This window comes from Candidatus Polarisedimenticolia bacterium (genome assembly GCA_035764505.1).
Classification (GTDB): Bacteria; Acidobacteriota; Polarisedimenticolia; order Gp22-AA2; family AA152; genus AA152.
Window position 1 is genome coordinate 1 of the sequence record DASTZC010000029.1, and the last position, 24,779, is coordinate 24,779.

The 24,779-nt window shown below is 66.0% G+C and carries 20 protein-coding genes; 8 read left to right on the forward strand and 12 right to left on the reverse strand.

Annotation, left to right across the window (positions count from 1 at the left end; genetic code table 11):
- The 9 genes from VFW45_01945 to VFW45_01985 form a co-directional block, all read right to left on the reverse strand.
- Positions 1-930 (reverse strand): proton-conducting transporter membrane subunit (locus VFW45_01945; protein HEU5179527.1); only part of this gene is annotated, 930 nt, incomplete at its 3' end.
- Complete coding sequence (locus VFW45_01950; protein ID HEU5179528.1) at positions 927-1,577, reverse strand: hydrogenase; 651 nt, start codon at positions 1,575-1,577, stop codon at positions 927-929. The genes VFW45_01945 and VFW45_01950, both read right to left, overlap by 4 nt.
- Positions 1,578-1,581: 4 nt before the next feature.
- Positions 1,582-2,505 (reverse strand): NADH-quinone oxidoreductase subunit H, encoded by a 924-nt coding sequence (locus tag VFW45_01955; GenBank protein HEU5179529.1) that lies wholly within the window; start codon positions 2,503-2,505, stop codon positions 1,582-1,584.
- Positions 2,502-4,502 carry a proton-conducting transporter membrane subunit gene (locus tag VFW45_01960; protein HEU5179530.1) on the reverse strand — a complete coding sequence of 667 codons (2,001 nt, stop codon included), beginning with the start codon at positions 4,500-4,502 and terminating at the stop codon, positions 2,502-2,504. The genes VFW45_01955 and VFW45_01960 overlap by 4 nt, the downstream gene beginning before the upstream one ends.
- A gap of 200 nt (positions 4,503-4,702) precedes the next feature.
- Complete coding sequence (locus VFW45_01965; protein ID HEU5179531.1) at positions 4,703-5,437, reverse strand: YIP1 family protein; 735 nt, start codon at positions 5,435-5,437, stop codon at positions 4,703-4,705.
- A gap of 73 nt (positions 5,438-5,510) precedes the next feature.
- On the reverse strand, positions 5,511-7,205 hold the full coding sequence (locus VFW45_01970; protein ID HEU5179532.1) for a TolC family protein: 1,695 nt from the start codon (positions 7,203-7,205) through the stop codon (positions 5,511-5,513).
- A 139-nt stretch (positions 7,206-7,344) separates the two neighbouring features.
- Positions 7,345-8,352 (reverse strand): dipeptide ABC transporter ATP-binding protein, encoded by a 1,008-nt coding sequence (locus tag VFW45_01975; GenBank protein HEU5179533.1) that lies wholly within the window; start codon positions 8,350-8,352, stop codon positions 7,345-7,347.
- Positions 8,349-9,356, reverse strand: a complete 1,008-nt coding sequence (locus tag VFW45_01980; GenBank protein ID HEU5179534.1) for an ABC transporter ATP-binding protein — start codon at positions 9,354-9,356, stop codon at positions 8,349-8,351. The genes VFW45_01975 and VFW45_01980 overlap by 4 nt, the downstream gene beginning before the upstream one ends.
- Complete coding sequence (locus tag VFW45_01985) at positions 9,356-10,963, reverse strand: methylmalonyl-CoA mutase family protein (protein HEU5179535.1); 1,608 nt, start codon at positions 10,961-10,963, stop codon at positions 9,356-9,358. The genes VFW45_01980 and VFW45_01985 overlap by 1 nt, the downstream gene beginning before the upstream one ends.
- Before the next feature lie 148 nt (positions 10,964-11,111).
- Between VFW45_01985 and VFW45_01990 the strand changes: the two genes are divergently transcribed.
- Positions 11,112-11,792 carry a hypothetical protein gene (locus VFW45_01990; GenBank protein HEU5179536.1) on the forward strand — a complete coding sequence of 227 codons (681 nt, stop codon included), beginning with the start codon at positions 11,112-11,114 and terminating at the stop codon, positions 11,790-11,792.
- Positions 11,793-11,824: 32 nt separating this feature from the next.
- Here VFW45_01990 and VFW45_01995 read toward each other — a convergent pair whose 3' ends face one another.
- The 3 genes from VFW45_01995 to VFW45_02005 all read right to left on the reverse strand — a co-directional run bounded on the left by VFW45_01995 (position 11,825) and on the right by VFW45_02005 (position 18,182).
- Positions 11,825-12,289, reverse strand: coding sequence for a hypothetical protein (locus VFW45_01995; protein ID HEU5179537.1), 465 nt, complete (start codon positions 12,287-12,289; stop codon positions 11,825-11,827).
- Positions 12,290-12,503: 214 nt separating this feature from the next.
- On the reverse strand, positions 12,504-16,751 hold the full coding sequence (locus VFW45_02000; protein ID HEU5179538.1) for a MopE-related protein: 4,248 nt from the start codon (positions 16,749-16,751) through the stop codon (positions 12,504-12,506).
- 180 nt (positions 16,752-16,931) lie between these two features.
- Positions 16,932-18,182, reverse strand: a complete 1,251-nt coding sequence (locus VFW45_02005) for a TCR/Tet family MFS transporter (GenBank protein ID HEU5179539.1) — start codon at positions 18,180-18,182, stop codon at positions 16,932-16,934.
- Positions 18,183-18,342: 160 nt separating this feature from the next.
- On the opposite strand from VFW45_02005, the gene VFW45_02010 reads away from it, so the two are divergent.
- The 7 genes from VFW45_02010 (at position 18,343) to VFW45_02040 (ending at position 24,694) form a co-directional block, all read left to right on the forward strand.
- Complete coding sequence (locus VFW45_02010; protein HEU5179540.1) at positions 18,343-18,615, forward strand: hypothetical protein; 273 nt, start codon at positions 18,343-18,345, stop codon at positions 18,613-18,615.
- 76 nt (positions 18,616-18,691) lie between these two features.
- The gene (gene mtnA, locus VFW45_02015) at positions 18,692-19,735 is read left to right on the forward strand and encodes an S-methyl-5-thioribose-1-phosphate isomerase (protein HEU5179541.1); all 1,044 of its coding nucleotides are present in this window, start codon (positions 18,692-18,694) and stop codon (positions 19,733-19,735) included.
- Entirely contained in the window at positions 19,735-20,778 is a 1,044-nt protein-coding gene (tsaD, locus tag VFW45_02020) for a tRNA (adenosine(37)-N6)-threonylcarbamoyltransferase complex transferase subunit TsaD (GenBank protein ID HEU5179542.1), read from the forward strand. The genes mtnA and tsaD overlap by 1 nt, the downstream gene beginning before the upstream one ends.
- The gene (gene lepA / locus VFW45_02025; protein ID HEU5179543.1) at positions 20,763-22,559 is read left to right on the forward strand and encodes a translation elongation factor 4; all 1,797 of its coding nucleotides are present in this window, start codon (positions 20,763-20,765) and stop codon (positions 22,557-22,559) included. Before tsaD ends, lepA begins: the two co-directional genes overlap by 16 nt.
- The gene (lepB, locus tag VFW45_02030; protein ID HEU5179544.1) at positions 22,560-23,255 is read left to right on the forward strand and encodes a signal peptidase I; all 696 of its coding nucleotides are present in this window, start codon (positions 22,560-22,562) and stop codon (positions 23,253-23,255) included. It begins immediately after the preceding gene.
- A gap of 15 nt (positions 23,256-23,270) precedes the next feature.
- Positions 23,271-23,798 (forward strand): O-acetyl-ADP-ribose deacetylase, encoded by a 528-nt coding sequence (locus VFW45_02035; protein ID HEU5179545.1) that lies wholly within the window; start codon positions 23,271-23,273, stop codon positions 23,796-23,798.
- A complete protein-coding gene (locus VFW45_02040; GenBank protein ID HEU5179546.1) occupies positions 23,795-24,694 on the forward strand; it encodes a polyphosphate kinase 2 family protein in 900 nt (299 codons plus the stop codon). Before VFW45_02035 ends, VFW45_02040 begins: the two co-directional genes overlap by 4 nt.
- Positions 24,695-24,779 lie beyond the last annotated feature (85 nt).

The window sequence follows — 24,779 nt, forward strand, 5'->3', positions numbered from 1 at the left end:
GTAGGCGAGCATGCGCTTGTAGTCGGACTGACCGAGGATCAATCCTGCCGCGAAGGTCATCGACAGCAACCCCAGCACCACCATGAGCCGCGCCATGAACCGTCCGCCACCTGCGGCGCCGCTGATCTGGAAGGCGCGCAGGATCCCCAGGAAGGCGCAATTCAGCAGCGCGCCCGACATCAGCGCGGAGACCACAGAGGGGGATTCGCTGTGGGCGTCGGGCAGCCAGGTGTGCAGCGGGGCCAGGCCCATCTTCGTTCCATACCCCACCAGCAGAAAGATGAGGGCGGCCCGCAGCCAAATCGGGTTCAGCTGTGGGGCGGCCGCGACCAGATCGCCGAGGACCAGGGGTATCTGGCCTCCGCCGGGGCCGGACGCCGCCACCGCCAGAAAAAACGTGCCCAGGAGCGCCAGCGCGATCCCCACCGAGCAGATCAACAGGTATTTCCAGGTCGCCTCGAGCGAGCGGTGATGGCGGTGGAAATAGATGAGCGGGGCGCTGGCCAGCGTCGTGGCCTCGATGGCGACCCACAGCAGCCCCATGTGCTGGCTGACGATCACCAGGCTCATGGCCGCCAGAAAGAAGAGCATGCATCCAATGAAGACCCGCTCGGGCGCGTCGGCGAACAGTTGCCCTTCCTCGAAATCGCGACGCGGCCCGGTCCCCTCCCGTCTCAGGTAGCCGACGGCGTAGAACGCCGCCGCCAGGAACAGCGTGCTGGTGATTGCGAGAAACACCAGCCCCAGCGCATCGAGCAGCAGCCAGTTGCCCGGCCCCGTCCCGCCGCCCGACCTGAGGCAGGCGGCGACCAGGCCGGCATGGGCCAGTGAGGTCGCGACGAGCAGCCCCCGGCGTAACCGATCGGAGCGCAGCGCGAAGGCCAGCACTCCCGCCGCCGCCGGCAGCAGCACCAATGCGAGCACCTTCACGGCACGTCCCTCAGACTCGTCAGCCGATCTACGTCGATCGAATCGAACTCGCGGTGGATGTGATGCAGCGCGATCCCCATGACGAAAACCCCGATGAAGACGTCGAGAAGCACACCCATCTCCACCAGCCATGGCATCTTTCCCGCCAGCGTGAGCCCGAAGACGAAGATGCCGTTTTCGAGCACCAGGTAGCCGAGCACCTGGGTAGCGGCCTTCTTGCGGCTGACGATCACGAACATTCCGATGAGGGCGGTCGACAGCGCCACCGGCACCAGCAGGGGCGAGACGGCGGGAAAGGGAAGCGGTAGCCGGGAGCCGGCGATGAAGCTGCCGCCGATGAGCACCGCGCCGACCAGCAGGGACACGCCGTATCCTACGTAGGGCGCGACCTCGCGACGCACGGCCTCCTCGCGGGTTGCCCGGAACAGCAGGATCGGGAAGACGAATCCTTTGAGCACCAGGCTGACGACCGCCAGGACCACCGAGCGCAGCGTCAACTCGGAGGGATCGGCCACGAGCGGGACGATCCCCAGGACGATCCCTTGCAGGGCGACGATGCGAATCAGCGCGCCCAGCCGGCTGGCCGCCAGCGCGTAGAGATCCACCAGGACGACCAGAATCAGAAGCAGCTCGGTGATCATCGCCATGTCATCACCTCAGGGTGAGGATCAGGCTGAAACCCGCAAGGACCGTCACCCCCAGCAGGAGCTGCGGCACGCGGGGGAGCTGCAGGCGGGCCATGCTCGACTCGACCACTCCCACGGCGACGGAGACCGCCGCCATTCCCGCCAGGAAGAGCACGAGGTCCGCCGCCAGGCTGCCGGTGCGGAAGGGAAGCACGAGTCCCACCAACAGCGCCTGGAAAACCCAGAGCTTCAGGGCGGCGGCGTACTCGATGAAGGCCAGGCTGGGACCGCTGTGATCGAGCACCATCACCTCGTGGATCATCGTCAGCTCGAGGTGGGTGTTGGGATCGTCAATGGGAATGCGCGAATTCTCGGAAAGGAGCAGCACGAACAGGCTCACCACGAGAAGGCCCAATGCCGGGCCCATCACCGGCCAGGCCTGCCCGGCCGGCGGCCCGAGCATGTCGGAGAGCGACCAGGCGCCGGTGCCGCGCGCCAGCGTGGAGAGGCTGAGCAGCAGCGCCGGCTCGGCCAGGACCGAGAAAGCCGCTTCGCGGCTGGCCCCCATCCCCTCGAAGCTCGAGCCAGTGTCGAGCGCCGCCAACACGGTGACGAAGCGCATCAACGCGAGCAGAAGGGCAAGCAGGACGAGATCTCCCGGGAAGGCAAGGGGGGCCGGGCCCCCCATCCACGGGACCAGCGCCACGGCGGTCAGGACGGCGGCGAGCCCCACGACCGGCCCGGCGCGGAACACCCAGGTCGTGGCATTGCTGGTGACCTCTCCCTTGCGCAGCAGTTTGCCGATATCGAGCCACGGCTGGCTTAGGGGCGCCCCCTTGCGCCCGGCCGCGATCGACTTCGTGCGGGCGATGAGGCCGCCTGCCAACGGCGCCAGCGACAGCGCGAGCAGCGGGCCGATCAGGGTTTGCGCCGTCGACACCGCGCTCACCGGGGAACCTTCTGGGACACGAGGAACCACGAGAGCATGAGGATCAGCGTGACAACGATGTAGAGAACGTAAAGCTGCACGCGGCCGTGATGCAGCCAGCGCAAGCGCGAGATCCAACGGCTCACCGCGCCGAAGGCGGGCCCGTAGAGACGTTCCTGGAACGGGCGGACGACCTCCGACCGGAACGAGGCGCGCGACGGGAAGTACCCCTCCGGCGCGACCACATGCCGGCGCGCGGGAAGCAGCATGGCGAACATCTCGCGGATGGGCTCGCCGAACGACGACGCGGTGTACTGCATGCGGGGGGTGGGCTGCTCGTAGCCGCAGTCCCAGGTGAGGGCCACGCTCCTGTCGCGGTGCGACAGGAGGCGCCGTCGCCACCACGCGAGCAACGCGACGAGAGCAATCAGCAGCACGAAGATCCGCGGGATCCGGCCGGCCAGATCCGCGGACGCCTCGAGAGGCCCATGGGGCGTGACTCCGCCCGATGCCACCGCCGCCGCCGGCTCGACGATGCGCAGAGGCAGGCCCGGCGCGAGGCCGAACAGCAGGCAAAGCGCGGCGAGGACCACCATCGTCAGCCGCATCGCCGCCGCCGGATCCCGGGCCGTCTGCGCGACCGCCGCGCGAGGAAGGCCAAGGAGCGTCAAGCCGGAAAGGCGCAGGAAGCAGGCCCCCGCCAAAGCGCCGGAAAGCGCCAAACCAACCAACGCCGCGAGCGGCAGCAGGCCCGGGGCGCCCTGGAGGGACATGACGCCGCCAAACGAGGCGAGGTAGAGCAGGAATTCCCCGGCGAATCCGTTGAACGGAGGCAGCGCCGTAATGGCGGCCGATCCGGCGAGAATGCAGGCGCCGGTGATGGGCATCTTCCTTAGCAGCCCGCCCAGCCGGTCGATCTGCCGGGTGCCGGCTTCGTGGGCGATCGCGCCCGCCCCCAGAAAGAGGACCCCCTTGAACAGCGCATGATTCACGACGTGGAGCAACGCGCCGGTGAACCCCAGCGCCACGAGTGCCGGCAGCTGGTAGCTGCGGCCGATCATCCCGAGACCCAGGCCGATGGCGATGAGTCCGACGTTCTCCACGCTGGAGTAGGCGAGCAGCCGCTTGATATCCTCCTGAACCAGGGCGAACAAGACGCCGACCATCGCCGAGGCGATTCCGAGGCCGAGCAGGGCGGCACCCCACCAGGGCGGCGGGGCACCCAGGAAAGTGAAGGTCCGCAGCAAGCCGTAAATCCCCATCTTGATCATCACGCCCGACATCACCGCGGAGACGTGGCTCGGCGCTGCCGGGTGGGCCTCCGGCAGCCAGACGTGGAACGGCACAAGTCCTGCCTTGGTGCCGAACCCCACGAGCGCCAGCAGGAACAGCAACCCCGCCGACGCCGGAGCCGCGCGGGTCGCGGCATCCCGCCAGTAGTCGAAATCGGCGGAGCCGGTGCCGGCCGCCAGCGCCATGAACAGCGCAATCAGGAATGCCGTGCCCGCATGCGTGGCGATCAGGTAGAGCCGTCCGGCCTCGCGCACACTGGACGTGTCGTCCTCGAAGGTGACCAGGAAGAACGAGCTGAGGGCCATGACTTCCCATGCCACCAGGAAGAGCACCGCGTTGCGCGCCATGACCACCAGCGCCATGCTCGCCACCAGCAGATTGAAGAACAGCCACACGGGCCCCTGCCGGCGCCGCGCTCCGCCCTGCGCAAGATAGGCGGCGCCGTAAATGGCGGCGAGGAGGCAGAGACCGAAAAGAACGAGGAGAAAGAGGGCGGAGAGGGAATCCACCTCGAGGGCAATCTCGCCGTACGGTACCCGCCAGGGACGGCGCCATGCAAGGGGAAGGTCTTCGAGCGACGAGGCGGTGGCGAGCAATCCGACGATGCAGCCGGCTACGCAGCCGCCAACTCCGAGGCCGGCGGCGAGGCGAGGGCGCGATGACGCCGCGAGGGCCCCGACTCCGCCGGCTGCGAGCAGGAGGAGCGCGACCAGGACGGCGTCCAACGTGAGCCTCGTGCTCCTCTCGACGGTGCGTTCGCTGCGGCGTGAGTCGGAAAAGAGGCGAAAGAGTGGATCACTCCGCGCAGGATGTCAACCTGGCGGCGTCGCGGACGCGCCCCGATCCTTGGTCTCCGGAGACGCTGTCTCCACGGGAGGCAGCTCGCCTTCGCATGGCAGGAGGGCGGACGGGCACGAGCGCCGGATCAGGACGCGGCGGAGAAGACGCGGAAGGAAGTCTTGATCAGGACGCCGATGGCCCATAGGAAGAAGGCGGGGCCGAGGAGCCGGCGCCAGGGGATCCCGGCCACAATCGACAGCCCGACGATTACCAGCACCCAGTACCAGATTCCGAGAATCTCCACCGATTCGAGGATGGCCTTCGCCAGCGGCGCCATCGAGCCGGTCGGCAGGAAATAGGCGAGGTTCAGAGGCAGCGGCGTCTGATCATCCACCGTCCCGGGGCCGGCCCGCGCCAGCAGCCAGCCGAGGACCGCGGTCTCGGGAATCGTCTTCACCATCTGCGCGTGCAGCTGGAACGAGAAGACCGGCAGGAAGCCCGACTTCCCCTCGAGCATCACCGAGATCCGCCACAGCAGCAATCCGAGGAAGAGATTCCCGAGGACGGGCGCCGCCAGGAAGCCGACCCAGCTCACCGCCCGCATGGCGGAGAGGAGCTGCACTTTCTCCAGCTCGCCGAGCTTTTGCCCCGATTGCTCCAGTGCCTTGCGGAGCGTCTCCTGCCATTCGGGGCGGCCTATGACTTCCGCCGCGATGAAGAACGACAGCAGGATGGAGAAGAGAAGGGGGAAGACCCAGTTGGGGCGGGCGCGGATGGCTTCGGCCAGCGCGCGGGGGGTGAAGAAAGCCCGAAAGATGCGGCTGAGAGCCTCGAAGGGACCCAGGTCCGACCGCTCAGCCGGCGGCGTCGCCGATGTCATCCCTATCCGATGGTGGCCCGGAGCGCCCGTGATCCGTCCGGGAGTGAAGGAGCCCGCCGGCCCGGCGTCGCGCTCAGTCGGCGATGTTCACGTTCCGGGTGTCCAGAAGGATTCCGAGCACCCGGTCCAGCTCCACGAGCGACTTATTATAGCCCACCACCGCCAGGTTCTCGCGGCGCCTCGCCTCCGTGAGATCCGTCTGGAACTGCAGCACCTGGAACGCGGTGCTCATGCCGTTCTCGTACTTCTTCTGCTCCGCGTTGAGCTTCTCGACCTGCAGCCTGGTGTTGACCTGAGCCGCCTTGAAGCGCTTCAGGTCGGTCTCGAGGCGGCGCACCGCGCCGCGCACCTCTATCACCGCGTTCTGCTCGACCTGCTGGATGAGGAGCTTGGACTGCTCCTGGGAGTACTGCGACTGCGTGTAGGCCGCTTCGGCGCCCTTGTTCCCCAGCGGGATGCCGAGCTGCAGCTCGGCGCTCCAGGTGTCGAAGTCGCGATCCTTGATCTGCGTGTAGGAGTTCCCAACGCTGCGGTCCACCGGGTCGAAGGTGCAGATGGTCGGATCGCCGGGATCGGGAACGCAGCCCGGCGGGGCGTTGGGATCGGTGACGGAGAAGGTGAGCGGCAGGAAGTTCCCGGCCAGACCCTGGGCGCCGTACCGGCCGATGAAATCGAGCCGCCACTTCTTCTGGTTCTTGCGATAGTTGAGATCGGTGTCGCGGTTTTCGAGGTCCAGCCGCGCCTGCTCCAGGTCGGGGCGCCGGGCGAAGGCGGTCTTGATCGCCTCCTCTTCGCTCACCACCTTGTCGAGCACCTCCGGCTGGTCGGCCGGCTGGATCGGCTGGTGCCACAGCGGCGAATCGGCGGGGACGTTCATGAGGCGCCGCACGTTGTCCTCGGCGGTGCGGATGACGTCCAGCCCGATGATGATCCCTTCCTCACGATCCGCCACCGCCGCCTCGGCCTGGGTGATCTCGATGGGCGGCAGCGTCCCTACCCTCACCTTGATGCGGGTCTGATCCAGGAAGTCCTGGGCGAGCTTGAGGGAGGCTTCCTTGGACTGCTGGTCCATGATGGCGAACTGCAGGTCGCGGTAGGCGCTCTCGGCGGCGGCCATCGTGTCCATCACCGTCTGGCGGAACTGCGAGCGGCTGATGCGCTCGTTGTTCTGGGCGATGGTGATGAACGTCTTGTTCACCGCGATCCCGAAATTGCGCAGGAAAGGCTGCACGTAGGTGAGCAGCGCCTGGCTGAAATACGACGGGTTGACCGTCGTGAAGGTCGAGGTGGTCTTGAAGCGGTTGGTGAAGACGGTGAAATCGAGCCGGCTGCCGATGAGGAAGCGGTCGGTGTAGGTCCCGGAGAAGGTGCGGTTCCCGTCGGTGACGATGGCGCCGCCGCCCAGCTGCGTATTGGTCGGCTGCGTGTTCTCGTCCTCGCGGGCGCTGAGGTTGATCTCCGGCTCGAAGAAGGCTTCCTGCGTCTCGATCAGGCTTTCGGCAATCTGCGGATCGTAGCGCCGCACGGCGATGTTGATGTTCTTCTCGAGCGAGGAGCGCAGGATGTCCTGGAGCGACAGCGTGACGGGAGCCGACTGGTACTCCAGCAGCGTCGCCACGGGGGCCGATGTCGGCTCGGTCCCGGGTGGAGTCGTCGGCGGCGGGGTCCCCGGAGGCGGAGGCGTCTGGGCGCGCAGCACCGGCAGTCCCGGAAAAGGAACCGACGCGCACAGGACGGCCACGAGAATGACTCGCCGAATCCTATTCATCGCTTTTTTCTCCTCGCTTGTGCCGAAAATCCGCAAAAAAACCGCCCGCGCGGGAGGCCCCCCTGGGCCCGCTCGGCGGCGGCTTTCAGGGTTCTCTAAGAGAAAACAGAGGGATATACGAAAAGGCGGCTCCCGGGGTTCACCCCGTCTCCCCCGGGTTGGCGGGGGGGACCAGGTGGCACGACGCCAGGTGCCCCCTTCCTGAATCGAGCAATCTCGGCTCTTCCCGGGAGCAGATATCCACCGCCACGGGGCAGCGCGGATGAAACGCGCAGCCCGGCGGGGGCGCGGCGGGGGAAGGCAGCTCCCCCTTCAAGGCGATCCGCCGGGGCGTGGCCGTGGGATCCGGCACCGGGACTGCCGAAAGCAGGGCCTGAGTGTAAGGATGCTTCGGGTCCTTGTAAAGCTCCTCGGCGTCGGCGACCTCCACGATCTTGCCCAGGTACATGACCGCGACACGATCGCTGATGTGCTCCACGACGCTCAGGTCGTGCGCGATGAACAGATAAGTGAGCGAGAACTCTTCCTGCAAATCCATCAACAGGTTGACGACCTGCGCCTGTACCGAGACGTCGAGGGCCGAAACCGGCTCGTCACAGATGATCAGCTTCGGCTTGAGGGCGAGTGCCCGCGCGATGCCGATGCGCTGGCGCTGCCCACCTGAAAATTCATGCGGGTAGCGCTTCATGGCGGAGGGGTCGAGCCCGACGCGCTTGAGCAGGTCGGCGACGCGCTGCTCGCGCTCCAGGCCCTTGGCGATCTTGTGGATGGCCAGCGGCTCGCCGACGATGGTCCCGATGCGCATGCGCGGGTTCAGCGAGCTGTAGGGATCCTGGAAGATGACCTGGATCTGACGGCGCATCCGGCGCATGTCGCCGGGCGGCAGATTGAGGAGATCGACGCCGTCGAAGACGACGCTCCCCTCGGTCGGCTCCATCAGCCGCAGGATGCAGCGGCCCGTGGTGGTCTTGCCGGACCCTGACTCCCCCACCAGTCCGAGCGTCTCGCCGGGACGCAGATGGAGATCGACGCCGTCCACGGCGCGCACGTAGCCGCTGACGCGCGAGAAGACGCCGCGGCGGATCGGGAAGTATTTCTTGAGGCCCCGGACGTCCAGGAGGTGGCCGTTGCTGCCGGCGACGCTCACGAGGCGGCCTTCCGGTCGACCGGCGCGGGATGGTGCAGGTAGCAGGCCACCTTGCGCTCGGGGCCGAGCGGCAGCAGCTGCGGATCGTGCGGCCAGCAGACTTCCATCACGTCGGGGCAGCGCGGCGCGAACGGACAACCGGGCGCGGGAGACAGCGGATCGGGGACGGCTCCCGGGATGGCGGTGAGGCGGCGCTTGTGGGCGCGGTCGCCGAGCTTCGGCACGGAGCGCAGCAATCCGATGGTGTACGGGTGCTTGGGGGAGGCGAAAATCTCGCGGACCGGGGCTTCTTCGACGATCCGGCCCGCGTACATCACCGCGACGCGGTCGGCGGATCCGGCGATGACGCCGAGGTTGTGGCTGATCAGCAGGATCGACAGGCCGAATTCCCCCTTGAGACGCTTCAGGAGATCCAGGATCTCCGCCTGGATCGTGACGTCGAGCGCCGTGGTCGGCTCGTCGGCGATCAGCAGCGACGGCTTGCAGGAAAGCGCCATGGCGATCATGACGCGCTGGCACATGCCGCCGCTCATCTGGTGGGGGTATTCGTGGACGCGCCGCTGGGGGTCGGGAATCTGGACCATTCTCAATAGGCCGACCGCCTGCTGCTGCGCCTCTTTCTTGGAGACGCGGTTGTGGACGCGGATGGCCTCGACGATCTGATCGCCGACGGTGAACACGGGGTTCAGCGCGGCCACCGGCTCCTGGAAGATCAGCGAGATCTCCTTGCCGCGCACCTTGCGGATCTCCGGCTCGCTCACTTTGAGGAGATCGCGGCCGCGCAGGAGAATCCGCCCGCCGGTGATCCTGCCGGGAGGGGTGATGAGGCGCAGCGTGGCGAGCGCCGTCAGACTCTTGCCGGAGCCTGACTCACCGACCAGACCCAGCGTCTCCCCCTCGAAGACCTTGAACGAGGCGCCATTGATCACCCGCGCCTTGCCATCCTGGGTGTTGAATTCGACGTGGAGGTCGTCGACCTCGAGGAGCGGAGTCGTGGAGGCCATCAGAAGCTCGCCTCGGGACGGTGCGCGCCGAAGACTCGGCGCATCGCATCGGAGATCTCGCCGAGCGTCGCTTTCGATTCCACCGCCTGCAGGATGGCGGGGAGGAGGTTCTCGGCGCCGGCGGCGCGGCGCTCCACTTCGGCGAGTGCAGCGGCGGCCTTCTTCGCATCGCGCGTCTTGCGGAAGCGCGCCAGGCGCTTCACCTGGTCGCGCTCCAGGGCGGGATCGACTCGATGGATCTTGGGGGGCACGTCCTTCTCGGAGCGGTGCACGTTGACACCGACTACTCCCTGATCGCCCGATTCGATGGCGCGCTGGGCGCGGTAGGCCGCCTCCTGAATCTCGCGCGTGATGAAGCCGTTCTCGATTGCCGGGATGACGCCGCCCATCCGATCGATCTTCTCCAGATAGTCGCGCGCCTTTCCTTCCAGCTCGGTGGTGAGCGACTCGACATAATACGAACCGCCCAGCGGGTCGACCGTGTCGGCGACTCCCGTCTCGGTCGCGATGATCTGCTGCGTGCGCAAGGCGAGGGCTGCTCCCTGCTCGGTGGGAAGCGACAGCGCCTCGTCCATCGAGTTGGTGTGCAGCGACTGCGCCCCGCCCAGCACCGCTGCAAGCGCCTGGAAGGTGACGCGCACGACGTTGTTCTCCACCTGCTGCGCCGTCAGCGTGGAGCCCGCCGTCTGCACGTGGAAGCGCAGCAGCGAAGAGCGCGGGTCGCTCACCTCGAAGCGCTCGCGCATCAGCCGCCCCCAGAGACGGCGCGCCGCGCGAAACTTGGAAATCTCCTCGAACAGGTCGTTGTGCGAGTTGAAGAAGAAGGAGATGCGCGGCGCGACTTCTTCGATCTTCAATCCGGCGCGGCGCGCCGCCTGCAGGTACTCCAGCGCGTTGGCCAGGGTGAAGGCGATCTCCTGGGCCGCCGTCGCCCCCGCCTCGCGGATGTGGTAGCCGCTGATGCTGATGCTGTTCCACTTCGGCAGCTGGTCCTTGCACCAGGCGAACAGGTCGGTGGCGATGCGCAGCGAGGCGCGCGGCGGATAGATGTAGGTGCCGCGCGCCATGTACTCCTTGAGGACGTCGTTCTGGACGGTGCCGGAGATTCTCTCGGACGGGACGCCTTGCTTCTTCGCCACCGCCACGTAGAGGCACAGAAGAATCGAGGCCGTGGCGTTGATGGTCATCGACGTGGAGACCTCACCCAGCGGAATCCCTTCCAGGAGTGTCTCCATGTCCTCGATCGTGTCGATGGCGACCCCGACGCGCCCGACTTCTCCTTTGGCCACCGGGTTGTCGGAGTCGTAGCCCATCTGCGTGGGGAGATCGAAGGCCACCGACAATCCCGTCTGCCCGTGCTCCAGGAGGAACTTCAGCCGCCGGTTGGTCTCGCGTGCCGAGCCGAAGCCGGCGTACTGGCGCATCGTCCAGAGCTTGCTGCGGTACATGCCGGGCTGGATGCCGCGCGTGTAAGGGGGCTCGCCCGGAAAACCGAGGTCGGCCTCGAGGTCCAGCTTGCGAAGGCTCTCGGCGGTGTAGAGCGGACGGATCTCGATCCCGGAGCTGTTGCGGAAGGAGGTCTTGCGTTCCTGGTGCTTCTTCTTCACTCCTTTGCGCCTCGCAAGGGACTGATCCGGCGGGACTTCGCGCAAAACTGGCCGGTAAAGTAGCACAGCGGGCCGGAGTGGGCAACAGGCCCCCGCGGGGGGATGTCGCGGCGTGCGCGGCCCGCTGCCGGAGAGTAAACTTCCCGATATGGTCGATTCTTCCTCGAGATCGGTCGCGGTGGGCGCCTTCGCGTCGGCAATCTCCGGTCTGGCCGGCGCCATCGCCGTGAAGGTATGGTTGGTGCCGGGGCTGCCTCTCGGCGGCAACGATGTATTGAAGCGGGCCTCCTACGTGGTCAGGCATCACAAGTGCTGGACCTGGGGATGGCTGCTCGCGGCCCTCGGCGCGATCCTGGTGGTGAATCTCTATCGGCTGCTCGCGGAGCGATGGATCCTGGAAGGTGGAAGCGCCTGCCGCTTCGCGCTGTGCCTTGGGACGGCAGGGCTGGCGATCGATCTGGCTGGGATTGCGATCTGGATCGTTGTCGCGCCTGGTCCGGGGGAAGGAGGCTTCGAGATTGCCGAGCACATCGCTTCGGCGCTGTCGCTCTTCGCCGCGAAAATCCTCTATGCTGCCGCCGGGTTGATGCTCACCTGGGCCGGCCGGCGCGAGCTCCCAGGCTTGCTGTCAGGTCTGGCGCTCATCGTCTGGCTCTGCGGCTTCGCCGTCGCCTCGTTCACCCTCTGCGCCTGCGACCGCCCGCAGTTCTACAGCCTGGCCTTGCTCGCCCTCACCTACATCGCCTGGGCCACCCTCATCGGGTTTCACTTCCGCAAACCAGTCAGGGAGTGGCCCCCCCGCTCCTACCATCCCGACCCCCGGGATTGAAGCGCATCCCGGGTCGCTCGATGCAACATGTGCTACTTCTTTCCGCGTCTCACGATCATTTTGGAACCGTAGTATCCGAACACCTTCTCAACAATAATGTCGCCGTTGGCGGAGATCGCACTGCGACATTCTTCCGCGGAGGCGGATACCACCAGGCCCCATTCTCCAGCGAGGGTGATTCCGGCGCATTTGGTCTCACTTGGAAACATGCTGATCTTTTCGTCCGTGGCCGTTTCGGCGATGTAGGCTCGCTCACACGCGTTTTGAGAAAAGAAGCAGATGGTGTGATCGTCGTTCCCCTCGCACTTGACCCTGTCGGCTGGAAGTCCGCAGGCCTTCGCGTCCGACTGGTAAACCCAATAGCTCAGGGGAATCGACACGTAATACGGCTCGCCTTTCTTGACCGCCGGCGGCTCAATCCCCAGTACCCCGCGCCCGGAGAGTCCCGCCAACATCAGGCACACCATCAGTCGGCATGACGTCAAGCTGGATTTCATGGTTCAGCTCCCTTCCCGCTCTCGTCGACGGCGCACCTTGCTCAGGAGCAGATTGGGCGCGCCTTCGCAGCGATCGGCCTCGATCCAGAAGCTAGTCGTGGGGACGACCGATCGTCAAGACAAGCGGCGATTGGTGCCGCAGCTTACGAATTCGCCACTTGTTCTCCGCGGAGCTCGGTGGCTTCGTGGCGGGTGGTGAGGGCGAAGGCGATCTTCAAGGACAGCTGGGGAGGACTCGATCCTGTCCGCCGGTCGATGCGCCGTAGGTGCCGGCGCCGCAGGAATTCCGGGCGCGCACCAGGTACCAGGCTCCCGTGCCCCTCGGGGGATTCGGCCGGTTGTCGGCGTATTGGGCTTGCGTCAGGCTCGATTGCAGGCAGGCTCCCGCCGCCGTGTTGATTCCCCCAGTCGGACCCATGGTGCCTGAGACCAGATCGTAGAAGCCTCCGAGGCCGTTGTAGGGGTTTTGTCCGAACCAGGTGAGATTCGTGGGAACGCTCGAGTCGAGGGCCAGATCACCCTCCTCGACGGGAGCACCCCAGACGGCAGGGTCGGCGTCGTTGCAGTCCTGCAGGCAGACGGTGACTCCATCGCCGTCCAGGTCCTGATTGTCTTCGACAACACCGTTGCAATTGTCATCGAGATCATCGCAAATCTCGGGAGCGCCGGGATGAACCGTCGCGTTGCCGTCGTTGCAATCCCCTGCGCAGGTCGTGAACCCGTCCGAGTCCTGGTCGAACCCGTCGTCGATAGTCCCGTCGCAATCGTCATCGACCTGGTTGCAGGCCTCGGCGGCAAAAGGATGAACGGAAGCGTTGGCGTCGTCGCAGTCGTTGATGCATCCGGAATATCCATCCCCGTCCTGATCGTGTCCCTCGTCGACGGATCCGTTGCAGTTGTCATCGATCTGATTGCACACTTCCGCGGCGCCCGGATGGACCGTGGGATTGGCGTCGTTGCAATCGCCCGTGCAGGTCTTGTAACCGTCACCATCCTGATCGAAGCCCTCGTCGATAACGGCATCGCAATCCTCGTCGATCCCATTACACGTTTCCGCCGCACCAGGATGAATGGCGGCATTCGCGTCGTTGCAATCGCCCGAGCAAGTCTTGTAGCCGTCGCCGTCCTGATCGAAGCCCTCATCGATGACGGCATCGCAATCTTCGTCGATTCCGTTGCAGATCTCCGTCGCGCCGGGATGAATGGAAGCATTCGCGTCATTGCAGTCGTCCAGGCAGCCGAGGTAGCCGTCGCCATCGCCGTCCGGGAACCCTTCATCGATCTGGCTGTCGCAGTCATCGTCCAAGCCGTCGCAAACCTCCAACGCGCCGGGATGAATGGCGGGATTGCCGTCGTTGCAGTCGCCGTCGCAGATCGACATGCCGTCGCCGTCGGCGTCGTGGTCCGCGATCAGCACGAAGCGGCCGCCGTCACGAAGGTAACGTTCCGGCCGGGTCGGATGATCGTGCCCTCCGGTGCCCGCGCCACCCCAAACCAACATGTAATTCCCCGTGGAAACTGTTACGTGCCCCGAACGTGACACCGGTTCCGAGACGGCGGAAATCTCATTCCACGAGTCGGAAATCGGATCGTAACGCACTGCCGGCGGGAAAATGCTGCTGATCGGACTGCAGAAAGTAGGCTCATAGGCGGTATCGTAAAAGCCGCCATACACGATCATGCCGGCCAGTCCCGGCGTGCCGCTCCAGATGGCCGTGTGTCCCCGTCGTCGAGGGGGAGAGATCGACGTGGGGAGCCAGCTGTCGGTCGCAGGGTCGTAACGGCCACCCGTGTCGAGGAAGATTACGCCGGGACAGCCCACATACGTTTGCGATCCTCCCCAGACGATCATGCGGCTGCCGGTCCAGACCGCCGAGTGAAAGACTCTGCCCAGCGGAGCGCCGGATGAGGAGATGGGAGTCCAGAGGTTGCTCGAAGGATCGTAGGATGCGCCTGTGTTGAAGTAATTGTCACCATCCGGCCAATCCTGTCCTCCCCATACGATCATCCTGCTGCCGGTCCAAACCGCGGTATGCCCGGTCCGCGCCTGGGGAGCATTGACCAGCGAGGTCGGCTGCCAGCTGTCGGTTCCCGGATCGTAGAGGCCGCCGGTATTCACCGCATTGGTCCCTTGGATTCCTCCCCATACGACCATGCGGCTTCCCGACCAGACGCCCGTATGGAGGTACCTGGGTATTGGAGCGCCGGTCGTGGTGGTTGGAGCCCAGGTGTCGGCAATGGGATCGTACCGCGCGCCGGTGTTCACGGGAAGATTCCCGTTGTAGCCGCCCCAGACAATCATTCGGTTGCCGGTCCAGACCATCGAGTACATGTACCATAAGTTAGGCGCCGAAATCGTGCTGACAGGCGTCCAATCGTTGAGACTGAGATCGTAGCGGCCACCTCGGTCACCTTCCCAGACAATCATGAGGTTTCCCGTCCAGATCGCCTGAGGGTCGAGACGTACCACCGGAGCGTCGCCCTGCGCCGTGGGAGTCCAGCTGTCGCCGGCCGGATCGTAGCGACCGCCCGAGTCGATGGGATGGTTGGTCGAATCGATCCCGCCCCACACGATCATCCTGGCTCCGGTCCAGATCGCGGAATGCTCGAATCGGCCGACGGGAGCCGCCGTCCCTGAGGTCGAGCTCCAGCTGTCCGTTGCAGGGTCATAGCGGCCGCCGGTGCTCAAAGGGTTGCCGCTCGCCCGGCCGCCCCAGATAACCATCCTGGCTCCCGTCCAGACCGAGGCGGGAAGCTCTCTTGCGGGCGGCGCGCCTGTGGTGGAAACCGCCGTCCAGGAATTCGCGACGGGATCGTAGCGGCCGCCGGTATTCAGAACGGCCCCCGTGGCGAGCCCTCCCCAGACGATCATCCTCGTGCCGGACCAGACGGCGGTGGCGTTCTGCCGCGCCGCCGGCGCCCCGTTGGTCTCGGTGCTTTGCCAGGCGTTGCCGACCGGGTCATAGCGGGCTCCCGTGTTGGTCTGCTGCCCGGTCGAAGTGACGCCTCCCCAGATCACCATCCTCGCTCCCGTCCAGACGGCGATATGGGACTGGCGAGCCGAGGGCGCCTGCGAAGTCGGAATCGACGACCAGAGGTTGGTTGCCGGATTGTAACGGCCGCCCGTATTGGTCACGCTGCCGGTATCGGCCACTCCACCCCAGATCAACATCTCGCCTCCCGTCCAGACGGCACTGTGGCTCTGGCGCGCGACCGGCGATCCTGTCGTCTGCGTCGGCGTCCAGGTGTCCGCGGAGGGATCGTAGACGCCCCCGGAGGCAAGAGTGGTCGCGCCGAATCCGCCCCACACGATCATTCTCGAGCCGGTCCACACCGCCGAGTGATGCGTACGACCTTCGGGCGCATTGAGCGTGGAAATCGGCTCCCAGGTGTCGGTCGCCGGATCGTAGCGCCCGCCCGAGCCGAGAACGGTATTCTCGAAATCAGTTCCACCCCAGACGATCATGAGGCTTCCGGTCCACACCGCGGTGTGATTGTTCCGCTCCACCGGGGCTCCTGACAGGTTCACGCCATCCCAGGTGCCCGCGGGATTGCAGGAATAGCTCGAGGCGCTCTCGATGCCGATGGCCGGCGCCTGCGAGGCAACGGGCAGAACGATGGGATCGAAGTCGGCTTCGATCTCCTTCCACCAGGTCTCCAGAGGCTTCTTGGGGACGGAGTAGATCGCCACGGTCAGTTCGTCGGAGCGGTCCTCGATCTGTACCGGGACGGTGAATTCGCCCGGCTCTTCCCGGATCTCGCCGATGCCCTCCGGTCTGCCCGCGAAGCGGGAGCGCCACGAGCTCAGCTCTTCGCTCGAGACCGTCTGCCGGCCGGGTGCCTTCGGCAGTCCGGGGGCTTCGGCAGTCGAGCCATCCTCCGGGACAGCGCCCTCGCGAACCAGGTGGACGAGCCTCGGGATGGATTTCCGATCGGCTCGAGGAGTGCTTTGAATGAGCCGGAATCTCAAGGACTCGGCATCCGCACGGGACGCGGCGTGGAATCGGGGGTCGGATGCATAGAAATTCCTGAGCAGCCGTGACACCAGGACCGGACGAGCCAGGCATTCCCGAATCTTGACGGGATCATCGTCCAGCGCCGCGAATAGCTCGTGCAGCCGCTCCGGCAGGCGCGTGGTCCGGATCATTCGCCGGACTTCGCGATCAAGGGCTTCCTCGGTCACGGGAGAGCCCCAGTATCTTTCGAGCGCTTCCGACTGCTTCAAGGTGTCGGAGACCTTCCGCTCGATCAGAGAGGCCGGCACCGCCTCCTCGAACGGCTGCCTGGCTCCCTCCTGATGGGAGTAGTAGACGCGCTCGATCTTCTCCTGGGCCAGAAGGCGATCCGCGTAAGAGAGACTGGCCGGGGACTTCGGGCCCGCCGGGTCGGACGTGCCGGCCCGGGCGAACATCAGGCTGGAAAGGATAGCGACGGCGGCCAGGAACAGCCCAAGGCGCTTCATGAGCTCCGTCTCTTCGGGGGGAACCTCATTATACGCGCCCCCCAGGGAACCGTGTCGGAATCAAGGTCGAGAGACCGCCCCTTACGCCTGGATATTGCCCGTTTTCGGATTCCAGTTGCGGATATTTCGCTACGGCACACGGATCTATCAACCGGACCGAGTCTCTAGGGAGGTAGCCCGTCAGGAATTCGCCGCCTGCTGAATGGGTATCTCGGTGGCTTCGTGACGGGCGGCGAGGGCGAAGGTGGCGAGGGCGCAAGCGGTCAGGATCGACGCGGCCAGGAAGGCCGCGCCCGGAAGATGAATCGGGGCGTCGGGAGCGGAGAAGCGGCCGAAGAGCTGCGTCATCAGAGGCGGGCCCAGGATCGACGTCAGCGATTGCAGGCTGGCGACGGCGCCTTGCAGCTCCCCTTGCGCGTCGGGCGCGATGCGATGCGACATCAGCGCATTGGTCGAAGGCATCACCAGGCCGGCCATCAGCCAGGTGCCCAGCCAGGCGAACATCATCCAGCCTTGCGTGGCGGTGGCGAACCCGAGAAACCCGAGCCCGCCGAGCGTGAGCCCGAGCATCGCCACGCGCTTCTCTCCCAGGCGCGGCATGAGCCGGCGCATCACCAGCGCCTGGCTGGAGGCGATGACAGCGCCGGCCGCGGCGAGCGACAGCCCAATCATCGCTTCCGACCAGCCGAAGCGGAATTTCGTGTAAAAGCTCCAGGTGGAGGGCATCACCTGGTGCGCCAGGCTCCACAGGAACAGCGCGGTCAGCAGGCCGAGCACCACCGGGTGCCGGCGCATCTGCAGGAGCGTCCCGAGGGGATTGGCCCGCTTCCACTGGAAGGGACGGCGGCGCTCTTCGGGAAGTGATTCGGGCAGGACGAAGATGCCGTAGAGGAAGTTCGTCAGGCTCAATCCCGCCGCCACGAAAAATGGAGTGCGCGCAGACAGCCCACCGAGCAGGCCTCCCAGGGCCGGTCCCAGGACGAAGCCGACACCGAAGCAGGCGCTGATGATGCCGAAATTCTGGGCCCGCTTCTCGCGCGGAGTGACGTCGGCGACGTAGGCGTAGGCCGGGGTGAACGACGCACCGGCCATGCCCGAGATCAACCGTCCCAGGAAGAGCCATCCGTAGGTCGGAGCCGCTCCCATCACCAGGTAGTCGACTCCGAGCGCGCCCACGGCGTAGAGAAGGACCGGGCGGCGCCCGAAGCGATCGGAGAGATTCCCCAGGATCGGCGCGCAGAGGAACTGCGCCACCGCGTAGACGAAGGCGAGATAACCGCCATGGATCGAAGCCTGGCTCAGGGTGTCGCCGGTCAGGCCCACCAGGAGCGAAGGAAGGACCGGGATGATGAGTCCGAAGCCGATGGCATCCAGCAGGACGGTGATGGCGACGAAGGCGATGGCGTGCGAGGTGGGCTTGGGCGCGGTCATGCGGAAGGCTGCACGAGGCAACAGTCGTTCAAGCTGTGGCCATTTTGCATCCGCGAAGGATAAAGGCGGCCACCGGCCCGGTCAATTCCGCTAGGATGCGGATGTCCACCGGAACATCGCGCGGACCTCGTGGATGATGTTCGAGACATGGGAGGCGTCGATGCCCGACCTCAAGAGTCCCGCGCTGATATGGACGAAAGGGATTCTCTTCCTGATTCTCGCGATGGCGGCCTCGGTCCTCCTTCTCCTCGAGGCGCCTAGCCTCAAGACCGCGGCGCTGCTGGCCCTCGCCCTGTGGGCGGCCTGCCGCTTCTACTACTTCGCCTTTTACGTGATCGAGAAGTACGTCGACCCGGGCTATCGCTTCGCCGGATTGGGTTCGTTCCTCGTCTACGCGCTCAAGGGGCGCCGGCGCGGCGCCGGCTCGTCGTGAGAAGCCTGCGAGGTTGAACGAGCGGCTATCTTCCTCTAAAATCTGGCTTTCCTGAAACAATCCTCCGGGGTGGCCGATGTTCAAGACCATCGACTGGGAGGGCGGCGCGGTCGTCATGCTGGACCAGACCCGCCTCCCGGGAGAAGTGATCTACCGCCGTTATGAGAATGCCGAGGAGGTCGCCGAGGCGATCCGCTCGATGGTGATCCGCGGCGCGCCGGCCATCGGCGTGGCGGCGGCCATGGGGATTGCGCTGGGGATGAGGGATTTCGACGGCGCCACGGTCGAGCAGCAGAAGCACCGGATGGCCGAGCTGGGAAAGCTGTTTGCGGCGACACGGCCGACGGCGGTCAACCTGTTCTGGGCGATTCAGCGGATGACACGGATCTACGAAGAGGCCTCGGCGCGCGGCGCCGTGGGGGTGGTGGGAACGCTGGAGAAGGCCGCGGTGGCGATCCGGGACGAAGACGTGGAGCTGAACAAGCGAATGGGCGGTCATGGCCAAGCGCTGATTCCGGAGGGCTCCCGCGTCCTGACGCACTGCAACGCCGGCGCGCTGGCGACGGCCGGCTACGGCACGGCGCTGGGAGTCATCCGGGCGGCCGTGGAGCGCGGCAAGAAGGTGCGCGTCCTGGCGGATGAGACGCGGCCCTTCCTGCAAGGAGCGCGGCTGACCGCCTGGGAGCTGGCCCAGGACGGCATCGACGTCACCCTGATCACCGACAACGCCGCCGGGCATTTCATCGCGCGCGGCGAGGTCGATCTGGCCATCGTCGGGGCCGACCGGATTGCCGCCAACGGCGATGTGGCCAACAAGATCGGCACTTACACCGTGGCGGTCCTGGCGCGCGAGAACCAGATTCCTTTCTACGTGGCGGCGCCGCTCTCGACCATCGACCTTTCGCTGACGTCCGGCTCGCAGATCCCGATCGAGGAGAGAGACCCGGAGGAGGTGAAGCGGGCCGGCACGACCCGGATGGCTCCGGAGCAGGTGGCGGCCCGGCACCCCGCCTTCGACGTCACGCCGGCGCGTTACATCACCGCCATCGTGACCGAGGCGGGCGTGGCGCGCGCTCCCTACGAAAAGAGCCTGCGAGCGTTGTTCGAGGCGGCCTCCTGATGCTGATCCTGGGCATCGAGACCTCCTGCGACGAGACGGCGGTAGCGGTCCTGCGCGACGCCACCATCCTCTCGAACGTCGTCTCCTCGCAGGCCAAGGTGCACGAGAAGTATGGCGGCGTCGTGCCGGAGCTGGCCTCGCGCCATCACATCGAGAATATCGACGTGGTCCTGGACCTGGCGCTGAAGGAGGCCGGGGTCGGGCTGCAGGATCTCGAAGGGATCGCCGTCACCCGCGGACCCGGGCTGGTGGGCTCGCTTCTGGTCGGGATCTCGGTCGCCAAGGCGCTCGGCTACGTGCTGGAGATCCCGTTCACCGGCGTGAACCACCTGGAAGGGCACGTCCGTTCGCCATTCCTCGAGCAGCCCGACCTGCCGCTGCCGGCGCTTTGCCTGGTCGCCTCGGGGGGCCATACCTCTTTATATGTGGTGCGGGAGGACGGTGGGTGCGCCTGCCTGGCGCGCACGCGCGACGACGCGGCCGGGGAAGCCTTCGACAAGGTGGCGAAGCTGATGGGGCTGGGGTATCCGGGCGGCCCCGTGATCGACCGTCTGGCGCGCGATGGAAACCCGGACGCCGTTCATCTCCCCAAAGCGAAAATGACCGACGGCACGCTCGATTTCTCATTCTCGGGTCTGAAGACCGCCGTCCTGCGTTACGTGCGCGAGCAGGGCCTTCCGGAGAATGCCTATCCGGCGCCCGATCCCGATCAGGGCGTGAAGGATCTCCTGGCCTCGTTCCAGAAGGCGGCGGTGGAATATCTCGTGGACAACACCGTCAAGGCGGCGCGGCGCGAGCGGGTCCCGACCCTGTGCCTGGCGGGAGGTGTGGCCTGCAACAGCCGGCTCCGCGCCGAGCTGGGGGAGATCGCCCGTAAGGAAGCCTGGCGCTTTCACGCGGTCAGCCCGGCGCTGGCGCTGGACAATGCGGCGATGATCGCCTTTGCCGGCAAGCGCCGCCTGGAGCGCGGCGAAGCGGACGACCTGACGCTGAACGCCGATCCGAACCTGGGTTACGAAGGACGGGGATGGATTCGAAGCTGATCCGGAATTTCTGCATCATCGCCCACATCGACCACGGCAAATCCACGCTCGCCGACCGGATCCTGGAGCTGACGGGAGCGCTGGAGAAGCGGGAGATGGAGGACCAGGTCCTCGACGACATGGACCTGGAGCGCGAGCGCGGCATCACCATCAAGGCGCACGCCGTGGCGCTCGACTACAAGGCCGATGACGGAAAGACCTATCGCCTCAATCTCATCGACACGCCGGGGCACGTCGATTTCTCTTACGAGGTGTCGCGCAGCATCTCGGCCTGCGAGGGAGCGCTGCTGGTGGTGGACGCCTCGCAGGGCGTGGAGGCGCAGACGCTGGCCAACACGCATCTGGCCTCCGAGCACAACCTCGAAATCATCCCGGTCATCAACAAGATCGACCTGCCGAGCGCCGAGCCGGAGAAGGTGAAGGAGCAGATCGAGAACATCATCGGGCTGGATTGCTCCGGGGCAATCCTCGCCTCGGCCAAGGATGGCAAGGGAGTCCACGAGGTCCTGGAGGCGCTGATCGAGCGGCTTCCGTCGCCCAAGGGATCGCTCGAGAGCCCGCTGAAGGCGCTGGTCTTCGACTCCTGGTACGACTCGTTTCGCGGCGTCATCATCCTGGTGAAGCTGCTGGACGGCACCATGAAGCGCAGGACGAAGGTGCGCTTCATGGCGACGGGGAAGGAGTACGAGATCGAGGATGTCGGCGTCTTCACGCCGAAGATGCGCCCGACCGACGAGCTGTCGGTGGGCGAAGTCGGCTTCGTCATCGCCGGCATCAAGAATGCTTCGGAGACGAAGATCGGCGACACCATCACCGAGGCGGCGCGTCCCACCTCAGAGCCCTTCCCCGGCTTCCAGGAGATGAAGCCGATGGTCTTCGCCGGCGTCTATCCCAACGGCGAGACGACCTACGAGAACCTGCGCGACGCGCTCGACCGGCTGCGGCTGAACGACGCATCCTTCTCCGTGGAGCCGGAGACCTCCGACGCCCTCGGCTTCGGCTACCGCTGCGGCTTTCTGGGACTGCTGCACATGGAGATCGTGCAGCAGCGGCTGGAGCGCCACCACGACCTGGACCTGATCACCACCGCTCCGTCGGTACGCTACCGGGTGACCACCACCGACGGCTCGGTCGTGGAGGTGAGCAATCCCGCGAAGCTGCCGCCGACCGGCAGCATCGCCAAGTACGAGGAGCCGATCATTCTGGCGCTGATCCTGACGCCGCCGGAATATGTCGGGGCGATCCTGGCGCTGTGCCAGGATCGGCGCGGCATCCAGAAGGAGCTCAAGTACGTCACCACCACGCGGGTGCTGATCTCCTACGAGCTGCCGCTGAACGAGGTGGTGATGGATTTCTACGACAAGCTGAAGACGCTGTCCCGCGGCTACGCCTCGCTGGACTATCATCTGGCGGGGTGGCGGGACGCCGACCTCGTCAAGCTCGATATTCTGGTGAACGGCGATCCGGTCGACGCGCTTTCGCTGATCGTCCACAAGGAGCGCGCCTACTTCCGGGGGCGGGCGCTGGCCAGCAAGCTGCGCGAGGTCATCCCGCGGCAGCTCTTCGAGGTGGCGATCCAGGCGGCCGTCGGCAGCAAGATCATCGCTCGCGAGACGGTCTCCGCCATGCGCAAGAACGTGCTGGCCAAGTGCTACGGCGGCGACATCACCCGCAAGCGCAAGCTGCTTGAAAAGCAGAAGGAAGGCAAGAAGCGGATGAAGAAGATCGGCCGCGTCGACATCCCCCAGGAAGCCTTCCTGGCGCTCCTCAAGCTGGAGTAGATGGTGCCGCGCCGCTCCTACCTGCACGATTACTTCCAGGCCGCCATCGTCGCCATCATCATTGCCTTGTTCGTGCGCACCTACCTGGTGCAGGCCTTCCAGATTCCTTCCGCCTCGATGGAGCGCAGCATCCTGGTGGGCGACCACGTCCTGGTCAACAAGTTCATCTTCGGGCCGCTGTCCAGCCGGGTCGGACACGACATCCTGCCGGTGAGCGAGGTGAAGCGCTTCGACGTGATCGTCTTCAAGTTCCCCGACGCTCCGGAGAAAGATTACGTCAAGCGGGTGATCGGCGAGCCGGGAGACGAGGTGAAGATCGAGAACGGCGTCGTCCTGGTCCGCCGTGCCGGGAACACCACCTTCGACACGCTGTCCGAGCAATACGTCCAGCACATCGACCCGATCGACGGGCCGGATCCCGATCACTTGAACAACCGGGAGCCGTTGAAGGTCCCCGCCGACAGCTACTACGTCCTGGGCGACAATCGGGACGACAGCCGCGACAGCCGGGACTGGGGGTTCGTGCCGCGTGACCAGATCCGCGGCAAGGTGCTGATGGTCTACTGGTCCGTGGACCTTCCGCCCCCGCCCCTGGAGAATGCGCCGGAGAAAGGCGGACTGGCGGCGATGTGGGACTCGCTCTCCAACAGCTACGGCCGCACCCGCTGGGGCAGGACCTTCCACGTCGTCCGCTGAGGGCACAGCACTCCGATGACTCTTTCCGCCCGGGTGGCCGACATCACGACCCTTCAGCTCGATGCGATCGTCAATGCGGCGAACGAGGAGCTCGCTCCGGGTGGGGGCGTCTGCGGTGCCATTCACCGCGCCGCAGGACCGGAGCTGGCGCGCGCCTGCGCGGCGCTGGGTGGATGTCCGACCGGGGAAGCGCGCATGACGCCGGGCTTCCGGCTGCCGGCGAAATGGGTGATCCACGCGGTCGGACCGCGCTGGCAGGGAGGCGGGAGCGGCGAGGCGGAGCTTCTCGCGGGAGCTTACCGCAACGCCCTGCGGCTGGCTTCCGAGCGCGGCCTGCGCAGCATCGCCTTCCCGGCCATCAGCACCGGGATTTATGGATATCCGTTACCCGAAGCGACCGGCGTCGCGGTCGCGACCATTCGCGAGGCGCTGCGCGCCCCTTCGTCGATCGAGACGGTCGTCTTCGCCTGTTTCAGCGACGAGGTCCTGTCCGCGTACCGGCAGGCCGGTGTGGAGGATATGAACCATGGGGAGCCATCATGAAGCCGCGTGAGGAGCGCAGGGTCGAGCGATTCATCGACCCGTTCCGGATTACCGACGGCAGCGGTTTCCGGATGGACGACATCGACCCCGCCGACACGCGAGGGGTGAAATCCAAGGAGGAGGCCGAAGGGCTGCTCCGGCGCGGCGTGACCATGCTCGCGGAGATGCAGGAGAAGCTCTACGCGCAGGACCGCTGGGCGGTCCTGCTGATATTCCAGGCGATGGACGCCGCGGGGAAGGATGGCGCCATCAAGCATGTCCTGTCGGGCATCAACCCGCAGGGATGCCAGGTCTACTCCTTCAAGGCCCCCTCTTCGGAGGATCTGGATCACGACTTCATGTGGCGCTGCGCGCGCAACCTGCCGGAGCGGGGGAGGATCGGGATTTTCAACCGCTCCTACTACGAAGAGGTCCTGGTGGTGCGGGTCCACCCGCACTTCCTCGACGCACAGCGGCTGCCGCCCAGGCTGGTCACCCGGAAGATCTGGGAGGAGCGCTACGAGGATATCAACGGCTTCGAGCGCTACCTGTCGCGCAACGGCGTCTTCATCCTCAAGTTCTTCCTACACGTCTCGAAGGAGGAGCAGAAGCGCCGCTTCCTGTCGCGCCTGGAGGAGCCCGAGAAGAACTGGAAGTTCTCGCTGGCCGACGCCCGGGAGCGCGAGCACTGGAAGGAATACATGAAGGCCTACGAGCGGATGATCCGCCGCACCAGCGCGCCGCACGCCCCCTGGTTCGTCATCCCGGCCGACCACAAGTGGTTCACCCGGCTGGCGGTGGCCGCCGCCATCGTGGACGGGCTGAACGGCCTCGATCTGCAATTCCCCAAGGTCGACAAGGCCAAGCGGCGCGAGCTGGAGAAAGCCCGTCTGGCGCTCCTGGCCCAGAAGGACTGAACAAACTCCATATCATCTCGTCGAGAATTTCCAACGACCATGGAGCTGCCTTGCAGATGCTTACCCGGCGGCCTTGAAGCCGCGC